This is a genomic window from Amycolatopsis kentuckyensis (genome assembly GCF_002155975.1).
GTDB lineage: Bacteria > Actinomycetota > Actinomycetes > Mycobacteriales > Pseudonocardiaceae > Amycolatopsis > Amycolatopsis kentuckyensis.
The window spans coordinates 1-20,663 of the sequence record NZ_MUMI01000231.1 but is presented as its reverse complement, the minus strand read 5'-3'; the positions used below and the strand labels follow the sequence as shown (position 1 = coordinate 20,663).

Annotated in this window: 16 protein-coding genes and 2 pseudogenes; 13 read left to right on the top strand and 5 right to left on the bottom strand. The window is 71.6% G+C overall.

What is annotated here, in order from left to right:
- Window positions 1-210, top strand: a pseudogene (locus CCN39_RS22630) (WXG100 family type VII secretion target); the annotation flags it as partial.
- A 3-nt stretch (window positions 211-213) separates the two neighbouring features.
- On the opposite strand, the gene mycP reads toward CCN39_RS22630, so the two are convergent.
- Both mycP and eccD read right to left on the bottom strand, forming a co-directional pair.
- Window positions 214-1,806 (bottom strand): type VII secretion-associated serine protease mycosin, encoded by a 1,593-nt coding sequence (gene mycP, locus CCN39_RS22625; protein WP_086845058.1) that lies wholly within the window; start codon window positions 1,804-1,806, stop codon window positions 214-216.
- Window positions 1,807-1,826: 20 nt separating this feature from the next.
- Window positions 1,827-3,082: pseudogene (gene eccD / locus CCN39_RS22620) on the bottom strand (type VII secretion integral membrane protein EccD); the annotation flags it as partial.
- A 370-nt stretch (window positions 3,083-3,452) separates the two neighbouring features.
- Here eccD and eccCa point away from each other — a divergent pair.
- From eccCa to CCN39_RS22595, 5 genes are all read left to right on the top strand, one after another.
- A complete protein-coding gene (gene eccCa, locus CCN39_RS22615; RefSeq protein WP_086845056.1) occupies window positions 3,453-7,463 on the top strand; it encodes a type VII secretion protein EccCa in 4,011 nt (1,336 codons plus the stop codon).
- A 112-nt stretch (window positions 7,464-7,575) separates the two neighbouring features.
- Complete coding sequence (locus tag CCN39_RS22610) at window positions 7,576-9,573, top strand: type VII secretion-associated protein (protein WP_086845054.1); 1,998 nt, start codon at window positions 7,576-7,578, stop codon at window positions 9,571-9,573.
- Window positions 9,574-9,587: 14 nt separating this feature from the next.
- Window positions 9,588-9,926, top strand: coding sequence for a hypothetical protein (locus CCN39_RS22605; protein ID WP_086845052.1), 339 nt, complete (start codon window positions 9,588-9,590; stop codon window positions 9,924-9,926).
- Between the two features lie 254 nt (window positions 9,927-10,180).
- Complete coding sequence (locus CCN39_RS22600; protein ID WP_086845050.1) at window positions 10,181-10,504, top strand: WXG100 family type VII secretion target; 324 nt, start codon at window positions 10,181-10,183, stop codon at window positions 10,502-10,504.
- Between the two features lie 43 nt (window positions 10,505-10,547).
- Window positions 10,548-10,841 carry a WXG100 family type VII secretion target gene (locus CCN39_RS22595; RefSeq protein ID WP_086845048.1) on the top strand — a complete coding sequence of 98 codons (294 nt, stop codon included), beginning with the start codon at window positions 10,548-10,550 and terminating at the stop codon, window positions 10,839-10,841.
- 103 nt (window positions 10,842-10,944) lie between these two features.
- On the opposite strand, the gene CCN39_RS22590 is transcribed toward CCN39_RS22595, so the two are convergent.
- Window positions 10,945-11,637 carry a DUF4333 domain-containing protein gene (locus CCN39_RS22590; RefSeq protein WP_086845046.1) on the bottom strand — a complete coding sequence of 231 codons (693 nt, stop codon included), beginning with the start codon at window positions 11,635-11,637 and terminating at the stop codon, window positions 10,945-10,947.
- 29 nt (window positions 11,638-11,666) lie between these two features.
- Window positions 11,667-12,560, bottom strand: coding sequence for a hypothetical protein (locus tag CCN39_RS22585; RefSeq protein WP_086845044.1), 894 nt, complete (start codon window positions 12,558-12,560; stop codon window positions 11,667-11,669).
- Window positions 12,561-12,822: 262 nt separating this feature from the next.
- Between CCN39_RS22585 and rplM the strand changes: the two genes are divergently transcribed.
- The 3 genes from rplM (at window position 12,823) to glmM (ending at window position 15,357) form a co-directional block, all read left to right on the top strand.
- Entirely contained in the window at window positions 12,823-13,275 is a 453-nt protein-coding gene (gene rplM, locus CCN39_RS22580) for a 50S ribosomal protein L13 (protein WP_004560141.1), read from the top strand.
- Between the two features lie 14 nt (window positions 13,276-13,289).
- Window positions 13,290-13,820, top strand: a complete 531-nt coding sequence (rpsI, locus tag CCN39_RS22575) for a 30S ribosomal protein S9 (RefSeq protein ID WP_086845042.1) — start codon at window positions 13,290-13,292, stop codon at window positions 13,818-13,820.
- 202 nt (window positions 13,821-14,022) lie between these two features.
- Complete coding sequence (gene glmM / locus CCN39_RS22570) at window positions 14,023-15,357, top strand: phosphoglucosamine mutase (RefSeq protein ID WP_086845041.1); 1,335 nt, start codon at window positions 14,023-14,025, stop codon at window positions 15,355-15,357.
- On the opposite strand, the gene CCN39_RS22565 is transcribed toward glmM, so the two are convergent.
- Window positions 15,343-16,227, bottom strand: coding sequence for a cytochrome P450 family protein (locus CCN39_RS22565; protein WP_086845040.1), 885 nt, complete (start codon window positions 16,225-16,227; stop codon window positions 15,343-15,345). The two genes, glmM and CCN39_RS22565, sit on opposite strands and share 15 nt — an antisense overlap.
- Before the next feature lie 30 nt (window positions 16,228-16,257).
- Between CCN39_RS22565 and CCN39_RS22560 the strand changes: the two genes are divergently transcribed.
- From CCN39_RS22560 to CCN39_RS22545, 4 genes are all read left to right on the top strand, one after another.
- Window positions 16,258-17,787, top strand: a complete 1,530-nt coding sequence (locus tag CCN39_RS22560; RefSeq protein WP_086845038.1) for a fatty acyl-AMP ligase — start codon at window positions 16,258-16,260, stop codon at window positions 17,785-17,787.
- Window positions 17,780-18,040 (top strand): acyl carrier protein, encoded by a 261-nt coding sequence (locus CCN39_RS22555; protein WP_086845036.1) that lies wholly within the window; start codon window positions 17,780-17,782, stop codon window positions 18,038-18,040. The genes CCN39_RS22560 and CCN39_RS22555 overlap by 8 nt, the downstream gene beginning before the upstream one ends.
- 151 nt (window positions 18,041-18,191) lie before the next feature.
- The gene (locus CCN39_RS22550; protein ID WP_244210950.1) at window positions 18,192-18,506 is read left to right on the top strand and encodes a hypothetical protein; all 315 of its coding nucleotides are present in this window, start codon (window positions 18,192-18,194) and stop codon (window positions 18,504-18,506) included.
- Window positions 18,506-20,663: WXG100 family type VII secretion target (locus CCN39_RS22545; RefSeq protein ID WP_143264114.1), on the top strand; the 2,158-nt coding region annotated here is incomplete at its 3' end. The genes CCN39_RS22550 and CCN39_RS22545, both read left to right, overlap by 1 nt.

The window sequence follows — 20,663 nt, the reverse complement described above, 5'->3', positions numbered from 1 at the left end:
CGCCACAGCTCGGCGGGCGGCATGCCGATGATGCCGATGATGGGCTTCGGAGCCTTCGGCTCGGGCGGCCAGGCCCGCCGCCCGGCGAAGACCCGCCCGACGACGAAGTCGTCCGACCTGCTCGGCGAGCCCGGCCTGGTCGCCCCGCCGGTGATCGGCGAGGACGAGAACCCGCCGCAGAAGAAGCCACCGGCACCGCCGGCGAAGTAAGCCTCAGCGGCGGGCCGGGCCGGTGGGTTCGGGGCGGTTGCGGCGGATCGTGCGCATCACGAACAGCGTGATCAGCAACGCCACCAGGCCGCCACCCGTCCCGGCCAGCGCCACGATCACCGGGGTCGAGCTGCGGTCGTTGGCCGGGGGCAGCTGGGCGAGCTGCGGGGACGGGATCGGCGCCAGGTTCCCCACCTCGGAGGGCAGGCTCTGGGTCAGCGCGGCCACCGGGTCGATGACCCCGTAGCCGACGAAGTTGTCGCGACCGCCCGGCGCCGCCGGGTGCTGGGCCGTCTCCTTGATCCGGTTGATGATGCCCTTCGCGTCCAGGTTCGGGTACTTGGCCTTGACCAAGGCCGCGAGTCCCGACACGTACGGCGCCGCGAAGCTCGTTCCCTGGATCGGGCTGGCCTTGTCGCCGTTCTCGAACGTGAGGTTCGCCAGGCCGTCGGAGCCTTCGGCGGGGTCGAGCGACATGATCTGGGTCCCCGGCGCCGCGACGCCGACCCACGGGCCGTGCACGCTGAACGGGGCCACGCTGCCGAACTCGTCGATCGCCCCGACGGACAGCACGTCGTCGGCGAACCACGGCGGCGTCACGATCGTCTTCGGCTTCCGCGCGTCCGGCTGGTCGTTCTGCGGGCAGGTGTCCGTCGCGTTGCCCGCGGCGGCGATGATCACGACCCCCCGCTGCGCGGCGAAGTGGGCGGCGGCCTGGACCTGCTGCTCGCCTTCGGTGATCGAGCCGGTGGCCGGGCGGCAGTTGTCGACCGACATGTTGATGATGTCGGCCTCGTTCCGCTCGGCGATGCCGCGGATGATCTCGGCCAGCGTCTTCAGCGTCCCCGCGGTGCCGGCCTTCTCCAGCTGGCGCCCGCCGTTGGACTGCCCGGGGGACGTCCGGTCGCCTTCACCGCTGCCGCCACCGCCGCCCGGCGGCGGACTGGTGCTCGACGACGGCGTGCCCCCGGTGCTGCTCGACGGCGGCGCCTGGGTCGAGGTGTCGGGCTCGTAGTTCTCGCTCAGCTGGCGGTAGGACACGATCGTCGCGTCCGGGGCGACGCCGATGAACCCGACCTCCGGGTTGTCCGGCTTGCCCGCGATGATGCCGGCGACCTCGGTTCCGTGGCCGTCGCAGTCTTCGAGGCCTTCGGGCTTCCCGTCCGGCTTGGCGACGTAGTCGCCGCCGGACTTGACCCGGTTCTGGAACCACGGGTGCTGGGTCACGCCGGTGTCGACGACCGCCACCCGGACGTTGCCCCCGGCGCTTCCGGTGGCGGCTTTGACGATCTCCTGCGCCTTCGAGATCTGCAGGTAGTCCTGGCCCCACGGCCGGTTCTTCAGCACGATGTTCTGACCGAGCGTGCTGCGCTGGACGCAGGCCTTCGACTTCTTGTACTTCTTGTCCGGCTGCCGGGAATCCGGGATCAGCTTGCTTTCGTCGACCGGGGGCGGGGTCGCGAAGTAGCCGTCGGCCGGGGCGGCCTGGGCCTGCGCCGGCCCCGCGCCGGCCACCGTGGCCAGAACGCCGATCGTGCCGGCGAGCAGGGCCGTCGTGGTGCGCCGGGCCGGGCCGAGGGGGCGTCCTGCAGACATCCGAGATTCACCCGATCCGCTCACTTGAAGTTCAGGTGCCGCAGGGTGGTGTAGAGGTCCATCACACCGAGGGCGAGGGGCAGCACGGAGGCGATGCAGATCGCCTCGATGATCTCCACCGTGCGCCGCAGCGGCGGCGAGAACCGCTGGTTCGGGAAGATCACGCCGACGACGAGCGCGCCCGCGGCGAGCAGGATCAGCAGGCCGAAGACGTAGAGCAGGCGGTTCTGGGCGCTCGCCGAGACCAGCCAGCCAACGGCGATCCCGGTGGCCGAGACCAGGCCCGTGGTGAGCAGGGCGATCGCCTGGCTGCCGTTGGCGTACGCGCGGGCGCGCAGCAGCAGCACGAGCGTCGCGACGACGCCGAGGATGATCCCGAACGCGCCGGGCGCGCTCGCCGCGATCACCGCCGAGACGGCCACCGTGGCACCGCAGCCGACCATCAGGCCGGTCATGTAGTTGTGCGCGATCGCCGTGCGGCGCTCGATCGCCCGGTAGTCGGGGAAGCCGGAGTCTTCCTTCAGCTCTTCGGCGTTGCTCGGGACGTGCGGCAGCGGCAGCTTCGCGAGCCAGATCGTGGCGCGCGGCAGGATCGAGATGCAGGCGAGGGCGACCGCGACGGTGCCGGCCGCGATCCCGGCCGCCGGGTGCGCGACGAGCGTGCCGAACAGGAAGGCCAGCGCGCCGAAGGTGCCCGCGGTGGCCGCGGCGATGAACGTCGTGATGCCGGCGCCGATGACCATGATGCAGACCGAGGCGACGATGATCACCAGGACCGCGCCGAGCAGCAGATTCGCCCGCAGCGACAGCCCGGGCACGATGTAGAAGCCGCTGACGAAGGCCAGCGGCAGCCCGCCGGCCGCGGCGATCAGCACGCCGGTCGGTTCGGCCTGGTAGCCCTTCGCGAGGGTCGCGCCGATCGCGACGCAGGCGATCGCGCCGATGCCGCCGNNACGGCGGCGGCGAACAGCGCCAGCCCGCCCGCGACGTGCCCGAACCGGTTCGCCGTCTCCTTCGTCCACGGCCGGAAGCTGTCCGGGGACGACTCGGCGATGGCGTCGACGACGTCGTCGTACAGCGGCGGCGGCGGGTTTTCGTTCCGCTTGCGCAGCTGGAGCAGCTCGCCGTCGACCACGCCGAGCGAGGCCAGCGTGCGGCTCGGGTCGAGCGGGGCGTCCCCGAGCTTCGCCAGCGCCCAGCCACCATGGCGGGCCCCGCCGTCGGGCGCGGTTTCCTTGGCCATGTCCAGCAGCATCGGCAGCAGATCGGCCACCGCGACGTCGGCGGGCAGCGCCACGTCGATCCGGGTGGACGGTGCGACGACCGTCACCCTGCTGAAAACTGTCGTGCCCGTAGCCACTGCACTGCCCCCGCTCGGTCGATACTGCTCCCGGGGGAACTTATACCGGACCCCGGTGCCGACATCATCGAACGTCTGAAAATCACCGGCAACGGCAGCTCACCGGCCACGGACGCGATTACCGCCGGTGCCGCGCCGTACACTCGGCCGGCGAGGTCAGGGACCGGTTCACGAGGGCGTTACGGCATCCGCCGGAATTCCACCGCGGCGTTCGATAGGTTGTTCCGCGCACCTTGCGCACCAAAGCGGTGGCCGCCATCGTCGAGTTTGAATGAGGGGTCCTTCGATGAGCACGCTGCAGTTCAAGAAGTCGCCGCGGCTGGCGGCACCGCGCCCGCCGGGCGGCGAGGTGCACCTCGAGCCGCCGCCCGAGGTGCCCCGGGTCATCCCCGGCAACATCGTGATGAAGGCGCTTCCGGTCGTGATGATCGTCGCGTCGCTCGGGATGATGGTCTTCATGTTCCAGGCCAGCAACCGGAACCCGATGATGATGGCCATGGGCGGCATGATGGTCGTCGGCACGCTCGGGATGATGGCCGGCGGTGGCGGCAAGGGCGGCGGCGCCAAGCGCGCCGAGATGGACGAGGACCGCAAGGACTACCTGCGCTACCTGGGCCAGATGCGCGACCGCGCCCGCGAGGCCATGGTCGACCAGCGCGCCGCCCTGGAATGGGTGCACCCCGACCCCCAGTCCCTCTGGTCGCTGGCCGCCAGCCGCCGGATGTGGGAACGCCGCCAGAACGACCAGGACTTCCTGCACCTGCGCGTCGGGCGCAGCTCGCACCGGCTCGCCACGCGGCTGGTCCCGCCCCAGACCGGGCCCGTCGACGAGCTGGAGCCGATCGCCACCCTCGCGCTGCGCCGGTTCGTGCGCGCGCACTCGATCGTGCCGGACCTGCCGACCCAGATCACCCTCCGCGGGTTCGCCGCGGTCAGCATGCAGGGCGACCGCGCCCTCACCCGCGGTCTCACCCGCGCCATGCTCGCGCAGCTCGTTTCCTTCCACAGCCCCGACGACGTGCTGATCGCGGTCGCCACCGCGGGCCGCGCGAAGGAGGAGTGGGAGTGGGCGAAGTGGCTGCCGCACGTCCAGCACCCCACGCTGTCGGACGGCATCGGCCAGCTGCGGATGATGGCCGGCTCGCTGGCCCAGATCGAAGACTGGCTCGACGAAGAACTGCGTGACCGCCAGCGCTTCTCCCGCAACGCCACGCCGGCGCCGGACCAGCCGCACGTCGTCATCATCATCGACGACGCCGAGGTCACCCGCGAAGAGCAGATCGTCCTCGAGGAGGGCCTGGTCGGCGTCACGATGATCGACCTGTCCGACTCCCTCGGCAACCTCGCCGCCCGCCGCGGCCTCCGGCTGGTCGTCGAGGCCGACAGGCTGGGCGCGCGCAGCGCCGGCGGCGTCGAGTGGTTCGGCCGCCCGGACACCCTCAGCCTGGTCGAGACCGAGTCGCTGGCCCGGCTCATCTCGCCGTACCGGGTCGGCGGCGCCGCGGGCCAGGACGTCGGCGACGAAGAGCCGCTGCTGTCCAACCCGTCGCTGCTGGAGCTGCTCGGCATCCCCGGCGACCCGATGACCTTCGACGTCCAGCAGGCGTGGCGGCCGCGGCCGATCCGCGACCGCTACCGCGTCCCGTTCGGCGTCGGCGAGTACGGCCAGCCGGTCGAGCTGGACATCAAGGAAGCGGCCGCCGAGGGCATGGGCCCGCACGGCCTGTGCATCGGCGCCACCGGTTCCGGCAAGTCGGAGTTCCTCCGCACCCTGGTGCTGGGCATGCTGGCGACGCACTCGTCGAGCACGCTCAACTTCGTCCTCGTCGACTTCAAGGGTGGCGCGACGTTCCTCGGCCTCGACAAGGCCCCGCACGTCTCCGCGGTCATCACCAACCTCGCGGACGAGGTCACGCTGGTCGACCGCATGAAGGACGCGCTGGCCGGCGAGATGAACCGGCGCCAGGAAGCGCTGAAGAACGGCGGCAACTTCAAGAACGTCTGGGAATACGAGAAGGCGCGCGAAAACGGCGCGGACCTCGACCCGCTGCCCGCGCTCTTCATCGTCTGCGACGAGTTCTCCGAGCTGCTGTCGGCGAAGCCGGACTTCATCGACCTGTTCGTCGCCATCGGCCGGCTGGGCCGGTCGCTGCAGATGCACATGCTGCTCGCCTCGCAGCGCCTCGAAGAGGGCAAGCTGCGCGGCCTGGACTCGCACCTGTCGTACCGGATCGGCCTCAAGACGTTCTCGGCGGCGGAGTCCCGCGCCGCGATCGGCGTGCCGGACGCGTTCGAGCTGCCGTCGGTCCCCGGTGGCGGTTACCTCAAGTACGACACGTCGACGCTGGTGCGCTTCAAGGCGTCCTACGTCTCGGGCCCGTACCGGCCGGCCGGCCTCAAGGCGGCGGGCCCGGCGGCGACCGTGGTCCGCGCGGACAAGCGGCCGCAGCTGTTCGTCCCGGACTTCGTCGAGCTGCCGAAGGAGCCGGAGCCGCAGCAGATCGAGGCGCCGGTGCAGCAGCAGCCGCAGTCCGAGGAGGCGGTCGAACCCAGCGAGCTCGACGTCATCGTCTCGCGCCTGGTGGGCCAGGGCCCGCCGGCGCACGAGGTGTGGCTGCCGCCGCTGAAGGACCCGAACTCGCTCGACACGCTGCTGCCCAACCTGAACCCGACCGACGACCGCGGCCTGTCCCCGGTGGGCTACTTCGGCAACGGGCGGCTGCAGGTGCCGCTGGGCATCATCGACCGCCCGTACGAGCAGCGCCGCGACCCGCTGTGGGCGGACTTCTCCGGTGCGGCGGGGCACGGCGTCATCGTCGGCGGCCCGCAGACCGGCAAGTCGACCATGCTGCGGACGCTGATCATGTCGATGGCGCTGACGCACACACCGGAAGAGGCGCAGTTCTACTGCCTCGACCTCGGTGGTGGCACCCTGGCCGGCCTGGCCGACCTGCCGCACGTCGGTGGCGTCGCGGTGGCCCGGCGCGAGCCGGACAAGGCCCGCCGGATCGTGGCCGAGCTGACCACCCTGCTCACCGAGCGGGAAGGCCGGTTCGGGGCGATGGGCATCGACTCGATGACCGAGTTCCGCAACCGCAAGCGCCGCGGCGAGATCCGGCCGGACCAGGACCCGTTCGGCGACGCGTTCCTGGTGGTGGACAACTGGCGGGCCCTGCGCGACGACTTCGAGGAGCTCGAGACCTCGATCACCCGGCTCGCCACCCAGGGTCTGTCCTACGGCGTGCACGTGATCATCTCCGCCAACCGGTGGGCCGACATCCGCCCGGCGATCAAGGACATGCTGGGCACCCGGTTCGAGCTGCGCCTCGGTGACCCGACCGAGTCGGACATCGACCGGCGCGTCGCGGTCAACATCCCGGCCGGGCGGCCGGGCCGGGGCCTGACCCGCGAGAAGCTGCACATGCTGGGCGGCCTCCCGCGGATCGACGGCTCCAGCGACCCGGAGACGATCGCGGCCGGCGTGGCCGACGCGGTGGCGAAGATCAAGGGTGCCTGGCGCGGCCGCGTCGCGCCGCAGGTCCGCCTGCTGCCGGAGCTGATCACCTACGAGGACGTGCTCCAGCTCGACACCGCGCGGAACTCGAAGCTCATCCCGATCGGCGTCAACGAAGAGGACCTGCAGCCGATCTACATCGACTTCAACGCCGAGCCGCACTTCTACGCCTTCGCGGACGGCGAGTCGGGCAAGACGAACCTGCTGCGGCAGATCGCCCGGGGCATCTCGGAGCGCTACACCGCGAAGGAAGCGCTCATCCTGCTGGTCGACTACCGGCGCACGATGCTCGGCTTCATCCAGGGCGACTCGCTCCTCGGGTACGCGGTGTCGGCCGCGCAGCTGGAGAGCATGGTCGGCGACGTCTTCAACTCGATGACGCGCCGCCTGCCGGGCCCGGACGTCACGCAGGAGCAGCTGAAGACGCGGTCCTGGTGGAAGGGCCCGGAGCTGTTCATCCTGGTCGACGACTACGACCTGGTGGCCACGTCGACGAACAACCCGCTGCGGAAGATCTCCGACTTCCTGCCGCAGGCCAAGGACGTCGGCCTGCACCTGGTGGTCGTGCGGCGCACCGGTGGCGCGTCGAAGGCGATGTACGACCCGATCATCGGCAAGCTCAAGGAGATCGCGGCCCCGGGCATGGTGATGAACGGCTCGCGCGACGAAGGTGCGCTGGTCGGCAACATCAAGCCGAGCGCGATGCCGCCGGGCCGGGGCAACCTGCTGACCCGGAAGAACGGCAAGCAGCTGATCCAGGTGTCGTGGATCCAGCCCGACTGACGACGGCGGCCGGACGCGCACCCGGCGAGGTGGGTAGGTTCCTCCCCGAGTGCGCGTCCCGGTGGGGCGCGGGGGAGCGCGAACACAACTGTGTCGTCTTTGGGAGCTGCTGGTGACGGTCCGGGTTGCGGTGGACTTCGGGACATCGAGCACCTGCGTCGTCGCCTCGGTGAACGGGCGCGAGCCGCAGGTCGTGGTGATCGACGGCCAGCCGCTGATGTCCTCGGCCGTGTACGCGGCGGCGGACGGCACGCTGTTCGTCGGCCAGGAGGCCGAGCGGCAGGCGGCGGTCGACCCGTCGCGGTACGAGCCGAACCCGAAGCGGCGGATCGACGAGGGCGAGCTGCTGCTCGGCGAGAACGTCCTGCGGGTGACCGACGTCGTGCACGCCGTGCTGGGGCGCGCGGTGTCCGAGGCACGCCGCCTGGCCGGTGACGCCGAAGTCGACCTGCTCGTGCTGACCCACCCCGCGGACTGGGGCGCGATCCGGACCCGGCTGCTGCGGCAGGCCGCGGGCGGGCTGGCGCGCGAGGTCGCGCTGGTGCCCGAGCCCGTCGCGGCGGCGGTGTACCACGCGGCGACGTTCGCGCCGCAGGACGTGACGAACGACCGCACCGTGGAGTTCAGCGGCCGCCCCGGCGACGCGCTCGCGGTGCTGGACCTCGGCGGCGGCACGGTCGACGTCAGCGTGGTGCGGCGGCTGCCGCCGGACAGCGCGCGCGACCGGGCCGGCCGCCCGCAGCGCGGCGGTTTCCAGGTGCTCGCCACCCGCGGCGATCCCAGCTTCGGGGGCGCGGACATCGACCAGGCGCTGCTCGAACACGTCGGTTCGCTGGTCTCCGCGGCCGATCCGGCCGCCTGGCGCGAGCTCGTCGAAGGCCGCGAGCTGGCCGACCGCCGACGCCGCCGCGTGCTGCGCCAGGACGTGCGGGGCGCGAAGGAGACGTTGTCGCGGCACGCCTACACCGACGTGCCGATGCCGCCGCCGTTCGCCGACGCGCACGTCACGCGCGAAGACCTCGAACGGCTGATCGCGGCGCCGCTGGGCCGGGCCGTCGAGCTGACGGTCGCCGCGATCGGCGACGCCGGCCTGCGGCCGAAGCAGCTCACGGCGATCTTCCTGGTCGGCGGGTCGAGCCGGATCCCGATGATCTCGCGGCTGGTGCACGAACGCACCGGCGTCGTGCCGACGAGCCTCGACCAGCCCGAGACGGTCGTCGCGCGGGGTGCGCTGCGGGCGGTGCTGGTGGACCCGGACCGCACCGGCGCGCTGCCCGGCGAAGCGATGGCCCGGCTGGGCGCGGCGGCCCCCGGCGCGAACCTCGGCCCGGCGGCACAGCGCACGGAGGTCGTCCGCCCCGGCGACGTCGCCCCGCGCCCAGGTGACGGTGGCCAGCGCCCGGCGCCGCCGCGCACCGCGCCGGGCGGGTTCCCGAACCGGCCGGTGCCCCCGCCGTCGCCGCCGTCCGGCCAGCCGGTGGCCCGGCCGTGGACGCCGCCCGCGCGGCCGAACCCGTCGGGCCCGGCCACCGGGCCCCGGCCCGCGCCCGAACCGGCGGCGAAGAACCGCCGCAAGCTGTGGGGCCTGATCGCGGCCGCGGTGGTCGTCGTGGCCGCGCTCGTCGCCGGGTTCCTCATCTTCAAGAACGCGGGAACCGAGGAGAGCGGCAAGCTGCTCTCGCAGTACGACTTCAAGTTCGTCGCCCCGGAGGACTGGGTCCAGACCGACGACCGGGTGGCCCAGAAGCAGGTCGTGATCCACCCGCAGGAGTCCCGGGACGGCAACGACCTCCTGGTCGTGCAGGAGATCGTCATGGACTACGACGCGACCGCGGACCGGCAGAAGCTCGTCGACGAGCTCAAGGGCATCGCGGACGGGGCCCCCGCCCGCTGGAGCGCGTTCGACCCGAACCTGTCGTACCAAGGGAAGACCGTGATCGGGTACCACGAAATCAAGCCGGACCGGCCCGATCTCCAGGTCGACTGGTACGTGGTGGCGAAGGGCCGGATCCGCGTCCACGTCGGCTGCCAGTACGCCACGGCCCCGCTGCGGGACCGGGTCGCCGCCGCCTGCGCGCAGGCCGTGCGCACGGTGGAAATCCTCAACTGAGAGGAGGGCACGCGGTGCCGTCCGAAGAATTCGAAAGCGCCGCGGCGTCCTTCAAGCGGATCGGCCAGGACGCGGTGACGCATTCCCGGCGCGTGGCCGGGAACGCGCTCGCGCGCAGCCGGCGACGGCACAGCGAGAACGCCGAACTGCTGAAGCAGAGCGGGCGCGGCGCGAAGTCCGGCGACCCGACGCCCGGCACGCTGCGCGCGGCCGCCGAACGATTCCGCCGCGCCCGCGGGCTGGCGGTTCCCGATCCGGTTCCTTCGCGTTCGCAACCTCCCGCCCGCGCCCCTCGATCGGGTGACGACGACGATGACTTTTCCCAGATGCGAATCATGCAGCGCGATCGGTGAAACCGGGCCGGCGATTGCTGTGCGCGTGCTAACTCCGCTGGTAGAGAACGTTTTTTCGAGTGATGCGCCACCGGTTCGGGGCGTTCCCCGGATACCCGCGGCGACCGGTTCCCGGTGCGGGCGTTAACGCAAGCAACTACTTCCGGGCAAACCACGACAAGGGGGAACCGGACGTGGCAGTGTCTGCGTCGTAGGGCCGTACGAACGAACAAGCTTGGTTGCGGCCAACCATCACACTTCAGAAGGGGGCCGGTATGAGCGGGCCTGGTTTTCAAGGGACAGTTCAGCAGTTCACCGAGTCCGAGGCGCGGGTGACCGAAGTCCGAGCGCAGATGGACACCAACCTCGCGACGCTGCGCGACCGCATCGAAGCCACCCGCGCCGGCTGGCAGGGTGAGGCGAAGCAGGCGTTCGCCAACGTCATGCACCGCTTCGACGAGGACGCCCGCGGCATGGCGCAGGCCCTGCAGCGCATCGGTGAGCTGCTCAAGGAAGCCGGTTCGAAGTACGAGCGTTCCGAGCAGCAGCAGCAGGAAATCCTGCGCGCCGTGAACGCGGGCTTCGACCAGCTCGGCTGATTTTCCCTTCCCCAGCAAACTTTCTCTCACAAAGGAGCGCACCATGCCTGATGGCGCCGGGATTGTCGTTGATTACGCCACCATCCGCGCGGCCGCGGACGACTGCACGGCCACCGGAGGCGAGCTGCAGGCCGCCTTCGACCGGCTGAAGGACGACCTCAAGCCGCTGGTCACCACCTGGACCGGTTCCGCGAAGGAGCAGTACGACGCTGCTCAGCGCACCTGGGACCAGAAGTTCGAGGACCTGAAGCAGGTGCTCGCGCAGATCGCGGCCGTGCTGCCGGAGATCGCCGACGGTTACCAGGCCACGGACAACGCCGTCGAAGGCCTGTTCTGAGCCGGTAGCCCCGGAAACCACGGCGGGCCCGCACTCCGGTGCGGGGCCCGCCGTTTTCGTTTGCCCGGCGCGGAGAAACCCGTGGTCCCGGCGCGCGCGGGACTCAGTGCGGGGCGCCGACTTCGTACTCCGGCCGGTCGTTGAGCACCCGGACGGTCACTTTCTTCTGCTGCCCGCCGATGGTCACCGTGCAGTCGAACGTCGTGCCGTTCTGCGCGGCTTCGTTCGCCGGGCACTGCGCGTTCTTCACGTCCGGCTCGCCGTAGTTCTCGTTGAGGACCTTGACCACACCGTCCTCAAGGGACTGTTGCTCCAGCACGTCCCCGCGGAACGCGCCCAGCAGCCACGCGGCCCCGCCGCCGACGGCGAGCACCAGGACCGCGGCGACGGCGATCAGCACCGGCTTCTTCGACTTCGGCTTCTTCGCCGGCTCGGCCGGGAACGCGCCAAGGCCGCCGTACTGCGTCGGCTGGAACCCGCCGCCGTACTGCGGCTGCCCGTGGCCCGGCGGCGCCGGCGCCTGCTGCGGTGTCGGCTGGGACGGCGGCTGCCACGGCCCGCCGGCCTGTCCCGGCTGCCACGGCCCGGAGAACGAGCCCGACGGCTGCCCCGGGTTCCACTGGCCGGTGTAGGAACCCGACGTACCCGGGTCGGCGTCCTGCTGCCACTGCCCGGCGTGCGGGCCGGTCGCCTGCTGCTCGGGCTGCCACCCGGCCGGGGCGCCGGGCGGGGTCGACGGCGGTTGCCACCACTGCTGCGGCTGCTGCGGGCCGGGCGGCTGGGACGGTGGAGTCATCGGAGCTCACCTCGGGTCGTGGTCACGTCTCAGCTGCCCTGCGCTTCGCCGAGCCGGCGGTAGAAGTCGTCCATCGCCGCCCGGTCGGGCAGCACCGTGATCTGGCTCGCGTCCGGCAGCTTCGGCATGTCCTGCGCGCTCGCCTTGCCGGTGAACCGGAAGTCGTACTTGAGCTCGAGCTGGTGGCCGTCGCCGGTGAACTTGGCCTCCATCACGAACGAGACGAGGCTGCCGTCGGGGTTCAGCGTGATCGTGGCCGGGACCGCGGCCTTCTTCAGCTCCGGCCCGATCTTGTCCGTGAGGCTCGACGGCAGGATCTCGACCTTGTTCTCGACGAAGACCCCGAACGGCACGTTCACGGTCAGCGCGGTCTTGCCGTCGCCGAGGCTCTTCGCCCCGCGGACCGCGCGCTTGTCGGCCTGGTACGCCTGCACGGCCGAGTCCGCCATCCGGCACGGCGTCAGCACCCCGCCCCAGGCGCACGGCAGGACCAGCCCGCCCTGCGACTTCGGCATCGAAACCCACGCCGTCGGCGAGACGCCCTTCTGCACGTACACCGGGCCGAGGTAGGTGTACTCGACCGCGCCGTCCGCGGGCGTGTACGTGTCGATGATCTCATCGGGGTTCTTCTGCGACCGGTGCCGCACCGCCCGGCTCTCCGGGCTCCCGGCGCGCGCCGACGTCACGGTGCTGTGGATCCACTTGTCGTCGAACTTGAAGTAGGCGTCCAGCGAGTTGGTCACGTCGCGCGTGTCGGTGATGGCGTCGGAGAGCTTGTCGATGACCTGCTCGAACTTGGCGCCGACGTAGTCCGCCGCGTCGTCGCCCTTCGGCAGCGCGGTGCCCGCCTTCGCCGTGCCGCAGGCGCTGACCAGGGCCAGCAGGGCGCCCAGGACGAAGATCGCCGTCGGTCGTTTGCTCATGCCGTCCCCTGCTCACCTGTGTCGCCCGGATGGCCCCCATCCTCGCGTGCCGCGGCGGCGCGTGCAGGCGCTTCGGCGGGAAAACTCCGGTAGGGTCCCGGCTGCGCCCGGGCCGCCCGGAGCCTAGTATGGGCGTTTCCACCACCCCCCATGCGCGGGTGCGGTGACCGTGGGGGTATCTTCATATGTCGTTGTGCGCTGCGGCGCGTAAGCGCTAGGCCCGCACAGAACCCACACGCAATGTTGACGACGAGGTAGACCCTTGCCCACGTACAGCCCCAAGCCCGGCGACGTCACTCGTGCCTGGCACGTGATCGACGCCGAGGATGTCGTGCTCGGACGGCTGGCGACCGAGGTCGCCACGCTGCTGCGCGGCAAGCACAAGCCGACCTACGCCCCGCACGTGGACACCGGTGACTTCGTCATCATCGTCAACGCCGAGAAGGTCGCGCTCACCGGTAACAAGCGCGAGCAGAAGTTCGCGTACCGGCACAGCGGTTACCCGGGCGGCCTGCGGAAGCGCTCGTTCGGCGAGCTGCTGGACACCAAGCCCGAACACCTTGTCGAGAAGGTCGTCAAGGGCATGCTGCCGAAGAACAAGCTCGGCCGCGCCCAGGCGAAGAAGCTGAAGGTGTACGCCGGCCCGCAGCACCCGCACGCCGCGCAGCAGCCGCAGGCGCGCGAGATCACCAAGATCGCGCAGGTCGCGCAGTGAGTGAGGAACAGTCTGTGACCAGCACCGAGACCGAGGCCCCCGAGGTCGTCGAGACCGCTGAGGCGACCGAAGCGACCGAGACCGGCGCCGTCGCGACCAGCGAGACCCCGGTGGCCACCAGCGAGTCCGCCGCCGCGCCGCGCCCGTCGCGTGCCGCCGGCGGCAACGCGCAGACCGTCGGCCGCCGCAAGGAAGCCGTCGTCCGCGTGCGCGTCGTCCCGGGCACCGGTGAGTTCAAGCTCAACGGCCGCACCCTGGAGGAGTACTTCCCGAACAAGGTGCACCAGCAGCTCATCCGCGAGCCGCTGGTCACGGTCGAGAAGCCGGACTCCTTCGACATCTTCGCCAACCTCCACGGCGGCGGCGTCTCCGGTCAGGCCGGCGCGCTGCGCCTGGCGATCGCCCGCGCGCTCGTCGAGGTCGACGCCGACGACCGCCCGGCCCTCAAGAAGGCCGGCTTCCTGACCCGTGACGCGCGCGCCACGGAGCGGAAGAAGTACGGCCTCAAGAAGGCCCGCAAGGCCCCGCAGTACAGCAAGCGCTGATCGCGCCCCCAAGGCGCGAACCACCGGAGCGCCCATCCGTCCATCGGATGGGCGCTCCGGCGTTTTTCCCGGGTGTCGTCCTGGTCCGGTGTCGTTTCCGGGCCGGGCGGCGACATCACCGGGGCGGGGGAACGCGGTCCGTCAGGATCGCTAGGTTGTCGTGGTGGTCGCACCGGTGTGACCGCGCAGAGGAGGTCGATCGATGGCACGCCTGTTCGGGACCGACGGGGTCCGTGGCCTGGCCAACGGCGAGCTGACGCCGGAGCTCGCGCTGGCGCTGGCGGCCAGCGCCGCCCGCGTGCTCGCCGCGCACGACCGCTCGCACCGGCCGGTCGCCGTCGTCGGCCGCGACCCGCGCGCCAGCGGCGAGATGCTGGAAGCCGCGGTCGTGGCGGGCCTCACGTCCGCCGGGGCCGACGTGCGCCGCGTCGGGGTGCTGCCCACGCCGGCCGTCGCCTACCTGGTCGGCGCGCTCGAGGCCGACCTCGGCGTGATGATCTCCGCGTCGCACAACCCGATGCCCGACAACGGCATCAAGCTCTTCGCCGCGGGCGGGCACAAGCTCCCCGACGGCATCGAGGACGAGATCGAAGCCGGCCTGTCCGCCGACGCCGCCCGCCCGACGGGCGCCGGTGTGGGACGCGTCACGGACGTCGAAGACGCCCTCGACCGCTACGCCGCCCACCTGCTCGACGCGACGCCGCACCCGCTCGCCGGGCTCAAGGTGGTCGTCGACTGCGCCAATGGCGCCGCCTCCGCCGCCGCGCCCGAGGTCTACCGCCGGGCCGGCGCCGAGGTCGTCGCGCTGCACGCGGACCCGGACGGCATCAACATCAACCAGCACTGCGGCTCCAACCACCCGGAGAAGCTGCGCGAAGCGGTCGTCGCCCACGGCGCCGACCTCGGCATCGCGCACGACGGCGACGCCGACCGCTGCGTGGCCGTCGACTCCGCGGGCGAGCTGGTGGACGGCGACCAGATCATGGCGGTGCTGGCGCTGGCGCTGGCCGAGGCCGGCGACCTGACCAAGGACACGCTGGTCGCGACCGTGATGAGCAACCTCGGCCTGCACCTGGCCATGAAGGCCCACGGCATCCACGTCATCACCGCCGCGGTGGGTGACCGGTACGTCCTCGAGGAGCTGCGCTCCGGCGGGTTCGCGCTCGGCGGCGAGCAGTCGGGCCACGTCGTGCTCCCGGCCCACGCCACCACCGGCGACGGCCTGCTGACCGCGCTGCGCCTGATGAGCCGGATGGCCCAGACGGGCAAGTCCCTGGCCGACCTGGCGGCCGTGATGAACCGGCTGCCGCAGGTGCTGGTCAACGTCCCGGTGGCCGACAAGGCCGCGGTCGCCGACTCCTCCGAGGTCCGCACGGCCGTCGACGAGGTCGAGGCCGAGCTGGGCGAGGAAGGCCGGGTGCTGCTGCGCCCGTCCGGCACCGAGCAGCTGGTCCGCGTGATGGTGGAGGCGCCGGCGGTCGCCACCGCCCAGGCCGCGGCCGACCGCCTGGCCGGGGTCGTCTCAGCCGTTTCCTGACGCGAGGGTGACCACGGCCTCCTCGAGGCCGTGGAACACCGGGTGGGTCTTCCAGCGGACTTCGCCCACCCGGCACCCGCCGCCGAGGACCTTCGCCAGCGCGGTGAGCGCGATCTCGCCCTCGGCCACCGCCACCCCGGAGCCCGGGCACGCGTGCCGGCCGAGGCCGAACGGCAGGCCGCCGGCCAGCGAGATCGCCACCGGGCCGTCCGGGCCGAACCGCAGGACGTACCGGGCCGGGCAGATCGCCGTCACCAGCTCCCGCACGGTCCGCGGACCCGACGTCGCGAGGTCGAGGCCGGCGCACGCCAGGAAGTTCAGCGAGTTCTCGTAGACCGCGTGCGCCAGCACGACGGCGTTGAGCACCAGCTCGTCCTCGTCGAGCCGCCCGGCCGCGTGGGCCTCCCGCAGCGCCGTCAGCCCACCCGGCCCGGCCGGGGTCCGGCTCAGCTGCACCGCGAGCCGGAACGCCGCCGCCTGACCGGCCCGGTCCGCGCCGCCGAAGACGTCGAGGTTCGCCGTCGTCGCCTCCAGCCGGTCCAGGAACCCGTCGTCCAAGTCGACCCCGAGCACCGCCGAGGTCACCGATCCCGCCACCGGCCGCGCGAAGTCGCGCACCAGGTCGAACGACGTCCCCAGCCCGGCCACCGTCTCCTCGATCGACGCGCGCAGGGAAGCCGGGAACGGCTCCAGCGCGGCGATGATCTCCCGCAGCACCGCGCGCACCCGAGTGTGATCTTCGCCGTCCCGCAGCAGCACGCTGGGGGAGCCGCCACCGGGATCCGACGTCAGCTCGGGTGAGCGCAGGGCCCGCGCGCACGCGTCCCGGCCGGAGAGCACCCCGATGCCGTGCCGTTCGAAGTCGTCCATCGCTTCGCCACGGTAGGGCAGGATGGGCCCGTGCCGCCCGCAGAAGTCCCGGATGACGTCCTGGCCACGCCGTTCACGGACTACCTGCTCCGCAATGCGAGCGCCGATCGCCCCGCGTTCACCTGCCGCACCTTCCCCGGACCGGCCGACCACACGCTGACCTGGCCGCAGGTGCTCGCCCGCGTCCGCGGGGTCGCCCGCGAGCTGCGGCGCGTCACCCGGCCGGGCGACCGCGTGGCGATCGTCGCCCGGCAGGACCTCGGCTACGTCACCGCCTTCCTCGGGACGCTCTACGCGGGCCGCGTCGCGGTGCCGCTGTCCGTCCCGACCGGCCGCACCGGCCGCGCCCGGATCGAGTCGGCCTTCGCGGACGCCACCCCGGCGGCCTGCCTCACCTCGAAGGACTTCGCGGACAAGGTCCCGCCGGCCACCGTGCTGGCCATCGAAGACCTCGAGCCCGACGACGCCGAGCCGCCCGCCGCGGTGGCGATGACCGATCCCGCGTACCTGCAGTACACGTCGGGCTCGACGCGCCGCCCGGCCGGCGCGGTGATCTCGCACCGCGCGCTGGTGGCCGCCTGCTGGCAGACCACGCGGTGCTACCGCGCCGACGCGGCGACCCCGCTGGCCGGCTGGGTGCCCTTCTTCCACGACATGGGCCTGGTCCTGCTCATCGGCACGCCCGTGTTCCTCGGCTCGCGGTCGGTCTTCTTCACGCCGATGGAGTTCGTGCGCGACCCGCGGCGCTGGATCCGGCTGCTGGCCGAGCTCCCGGGGGTCGTGACCGCCGCGCCCAACTTCGCTTTCGACCTGGCGGCCGAAGCGGCGGGTGACCTCGAAGCCGTCGACCTCTCGCGGGTGAACTCGCTGCTCAACGGCAGTGAGCCGGTCCGCGCGGCCACCGTCGAGGCCTTCGAGCGCGCCTTCACCCCGTTCGGGCTGCCGCCGGCCGCGCACAAGCCCTGTTACGGGCTGGCCGAGGCGACGGTGTTCGTCACGAGCGCGGGCGACGAGGGCCCGACGATCACGGCGTTCGACGGCGAACCGCGCGTGTCGGTGGGGCGGCCGTACGGCCAGCGGATCCGCATTGTCGACAAAGAGATCCAGGTGTCCGGGCCGAATGTGGCCGACGGCTACTGGGGCCGGGACGACGTGCTCGCCCCCGGCGGCTGGCTGCGCACCGGCGACCTCGGGTTCGTCCACGACGGCCAGCTCTACGTCACCGGGCGGCGCAAGGACCTGATCATCGTCGACGGCCGCAACCACCACCCGCAGGACATCGAGGCCACCGTCGAGGCCGCGCACCCGGGTGTCCGGCGCGTCGCCGCCTTCGCCGTGCGGGACGGCCACGGCGAAGGTGTCGCGGTCGTGGCCGGGTGCGTCACGCGGGACGAGTCGGTCGAGACGGCCGTCCGGCGGGCCGTCTCCGCGGCCCACGACCTGCCGCTGCGCGCCCTGTGGCTGGTGCGGCCGGGCGAGGTGCCGCGGACCTCCAGCGGCAAGGTCTCCCGCGCCGCGGCCCGCGAGCGCTGGTGGGGTGAGAATGAGCGGCATGGCTGACCCGGGCACCTACGTCGACGAGATCCGGCGGATCATCGCCTTCGCGCTGGAGATCCCGCCCGAGCGGCTCACCGACACGACGCCGTTCGACGACCTCGGCATCACGTCCCGGCAGCGGATCCAGCTGCTCTCGCGGGTCGAAGTGACCTACGAGGTCTCGGTCGACATCGACGAGCTCGACCGGCTGGTGGACATCCGCGGGGTCGCCGAGGTGATCTCCGAGGCGGTCGCCGCGCAGCACCCCGGCGGGTAGGTCCCGGGCGGGTGCACTTCGCGGAAGCCCAGGTCCGCCGCCCGGCCGGACGCTAGACTTTGTGTGCATCTGCGACGGCACCGAACGGCGTCCGGGCGCGTCACAGTCCCGGAACGTCTGGGGACCTGTGGGATCGAAGGGGGCAGCGACCATGCCGAACGGCTACGAAGCGAGTTCGGAGGCGATGACGCGGGCGCAGATCCGCCTGGCGGACGTCGCCGACGACCCGGCGAACGAAGCGAAGAAGGTCGCGCCGACCGAAATCGTGGCGATCGACTTCGGTCGCGTGCACCAGGAGAGCTTCGGCAAGTACAAGGCCGGGATCGACGAGATCGGCGCGGGCATGACCGGGCTGTCGAACGCCCTGCTGAACCTGGGCAGCGGGATCGGGTCCGCGGGTGCCAAGTACACCGCGCAGGAAGCGAACGCCGGCGCGTCGGCGAACCAGGCCGGGGGTAACCGCTGATGGCCGAATGGGCTGAGATCAAGAAGGTCCTCGACGACCCGAACGTCTCGATGGAAGCCAAGTCCAAGCTGATGGAGGAGTACAGCGAGGACACGGTCAACTTCAACGAAGAAGAAGAGGCGTACGCCGCCAAGTACATCGAGAACTACACCGACAGCGTCAGCTTCAACGACGACTGGCTGCCGGGTTCGTCGTCCGACGTCGACGAAGCGCTGAAGGAAGCCCAGCAGGAAGCGGCGGCCAAGAAGCAGGAACACGATCGCGACACCGCCGGGCGGGACCAGGCGAAGAAGAACCTCGACGGCATCGGCACGCCGACGCTGGGGGCCGGCGCGAAGAGTTCCGACGAACAGCTCGACCAGGGCAACGTCGCCGTCGACCTGCTCGCGAAGTGGACCGACGAGGTCTGGAACAAGTTCGGCGCCAAGAAGGACTCCCAGAAGGAGCTCAAGGACAAGTTCCACGAGAACCGCGGGATCCAGTACCAGAAGTTCCTCGGCGACGCCGACGACCTCGGCAAGGCGCACAAGGTCGTCGAAGACGCGCTGAGCAAGAGCGACACCGAACTCCAGACCCTCTTCGACGCGTGGAAGGGCAAGGGCGCCAACGCGGCGGAGATCAAGTACGACGAGACGATCAAGCCGCACGCCAAGGAGCTGTCGCAGCAGATCGACGGTGCGGCGAAGCTGATCCCGCAGACCGTCACGCACGTCTTCGACGCGGTCAAGAAGAAGGTCGACGAGGTCCTGCAGCTGCACCGCCCGGTGATCGCCGAGGCCGACATCCCGATGGCGCTGGACGTCCTCAAGATCGCCAACGGCGAAACCAAGGAGTTCGACGACTTCATGAAGGTCGCCGGCTGGATCGACGCCGTGAACGCCAAGCACGGCAACAATTCGAACCTCGCCGAGCGCCTGCAGAACGACGACGGCTGCTTCAACGACGAGAACATCACCTACGGCCAGAACGTCTGCAAGTACTGGCGCGACGGCGCCTTCACGACCGAGTACCGGAGCCTGATCGCCGCGTTCGACGGGTCTTGCAAGGCCGCCAAGGACACGATCGACCAGCAGTTCGGCGCGCTCGCGCGGTACATGGACGGCTACCGCAACCAGCTGACCGAAGCCAAGAACGAAGGCGGCGGCGACAAGACCGGGAACACCGGCAACACCGGCAACACGGGGAACACCGGGAACACCGGCTCCGGCAGCACGGGGAGCACCGGCAGCGGGAGCACGGGCAGCACCGGGAGTGGCTCCACGACGCCGTCGGCGACCGAGCCCCCGAAGGCCGAAGAGCCCGCGAAGCCCGAAGAGGGCAAGAACCCGATCACCGGGAAGCCCCTGGAGGTCGACCCGGCGACCGGCGAGCCGTACCCGATCGACCCGAAGACCGGCGAAGCCATCAAGGACATGGACGACACGGACACGGTGTCGGTCAAGAAGGGCGACAACACGATCACGATGTCCGAGCCCGACAAGGAGGGCAAGCAGGACATCTCCGTGGACGACGGCCAGGGCCACAAGAAGGACTACCACCTCGACTGGGGTGACGACGACAAGGCCGAAGCGGGCAAGGACGGCGCCGGAAAGGACGCCGCCGCCGGGGACAAGGCCTCCTTCGGGCCGCAGGGCAGCCAGCAGGCGGTCAAGGAGGGGCAGCCCTCGGCCGACGGCGCTTACAAGCCCGGCCCGGACGGCAAGATCCACATCCAGGACGGCAACCTCAAGATCACCGCGGAACGGCCGGAGGGCCCGGACGGCCCGACGATCGTGACGGTCGACGACGGCAAGGGCGAGCCGACCACCTACACCCTGGACGAGAAGGACGACCCCAAGGCCGGGGACCTCAAGGCGGACGGGCTCAAGGCGGACGTCAAGCCGGTGGCCGACGGGGTCGGCGCGGACATCCGGCACGACGCGAACGCCGAGTCGCCGCTGACGAGGGACCCCGCGCCGGCCACCCCCGACCCGGGCTTCACGCACGGCGGAGCGGCTTCGGGCGGCGGCGGGTTCACCGCGCCCGGCGGCTTCGAGGGTGACCTCGGCGGCGGCGGCAGCGTCGGCGCGGAGCCCGCGGTGGCGACGGCCGATGCCGGTGCGGGTGCCGGTGCCGGCGCGGCTGGGGACGCGACCACGACGGCCGGCGCGAGCAGCT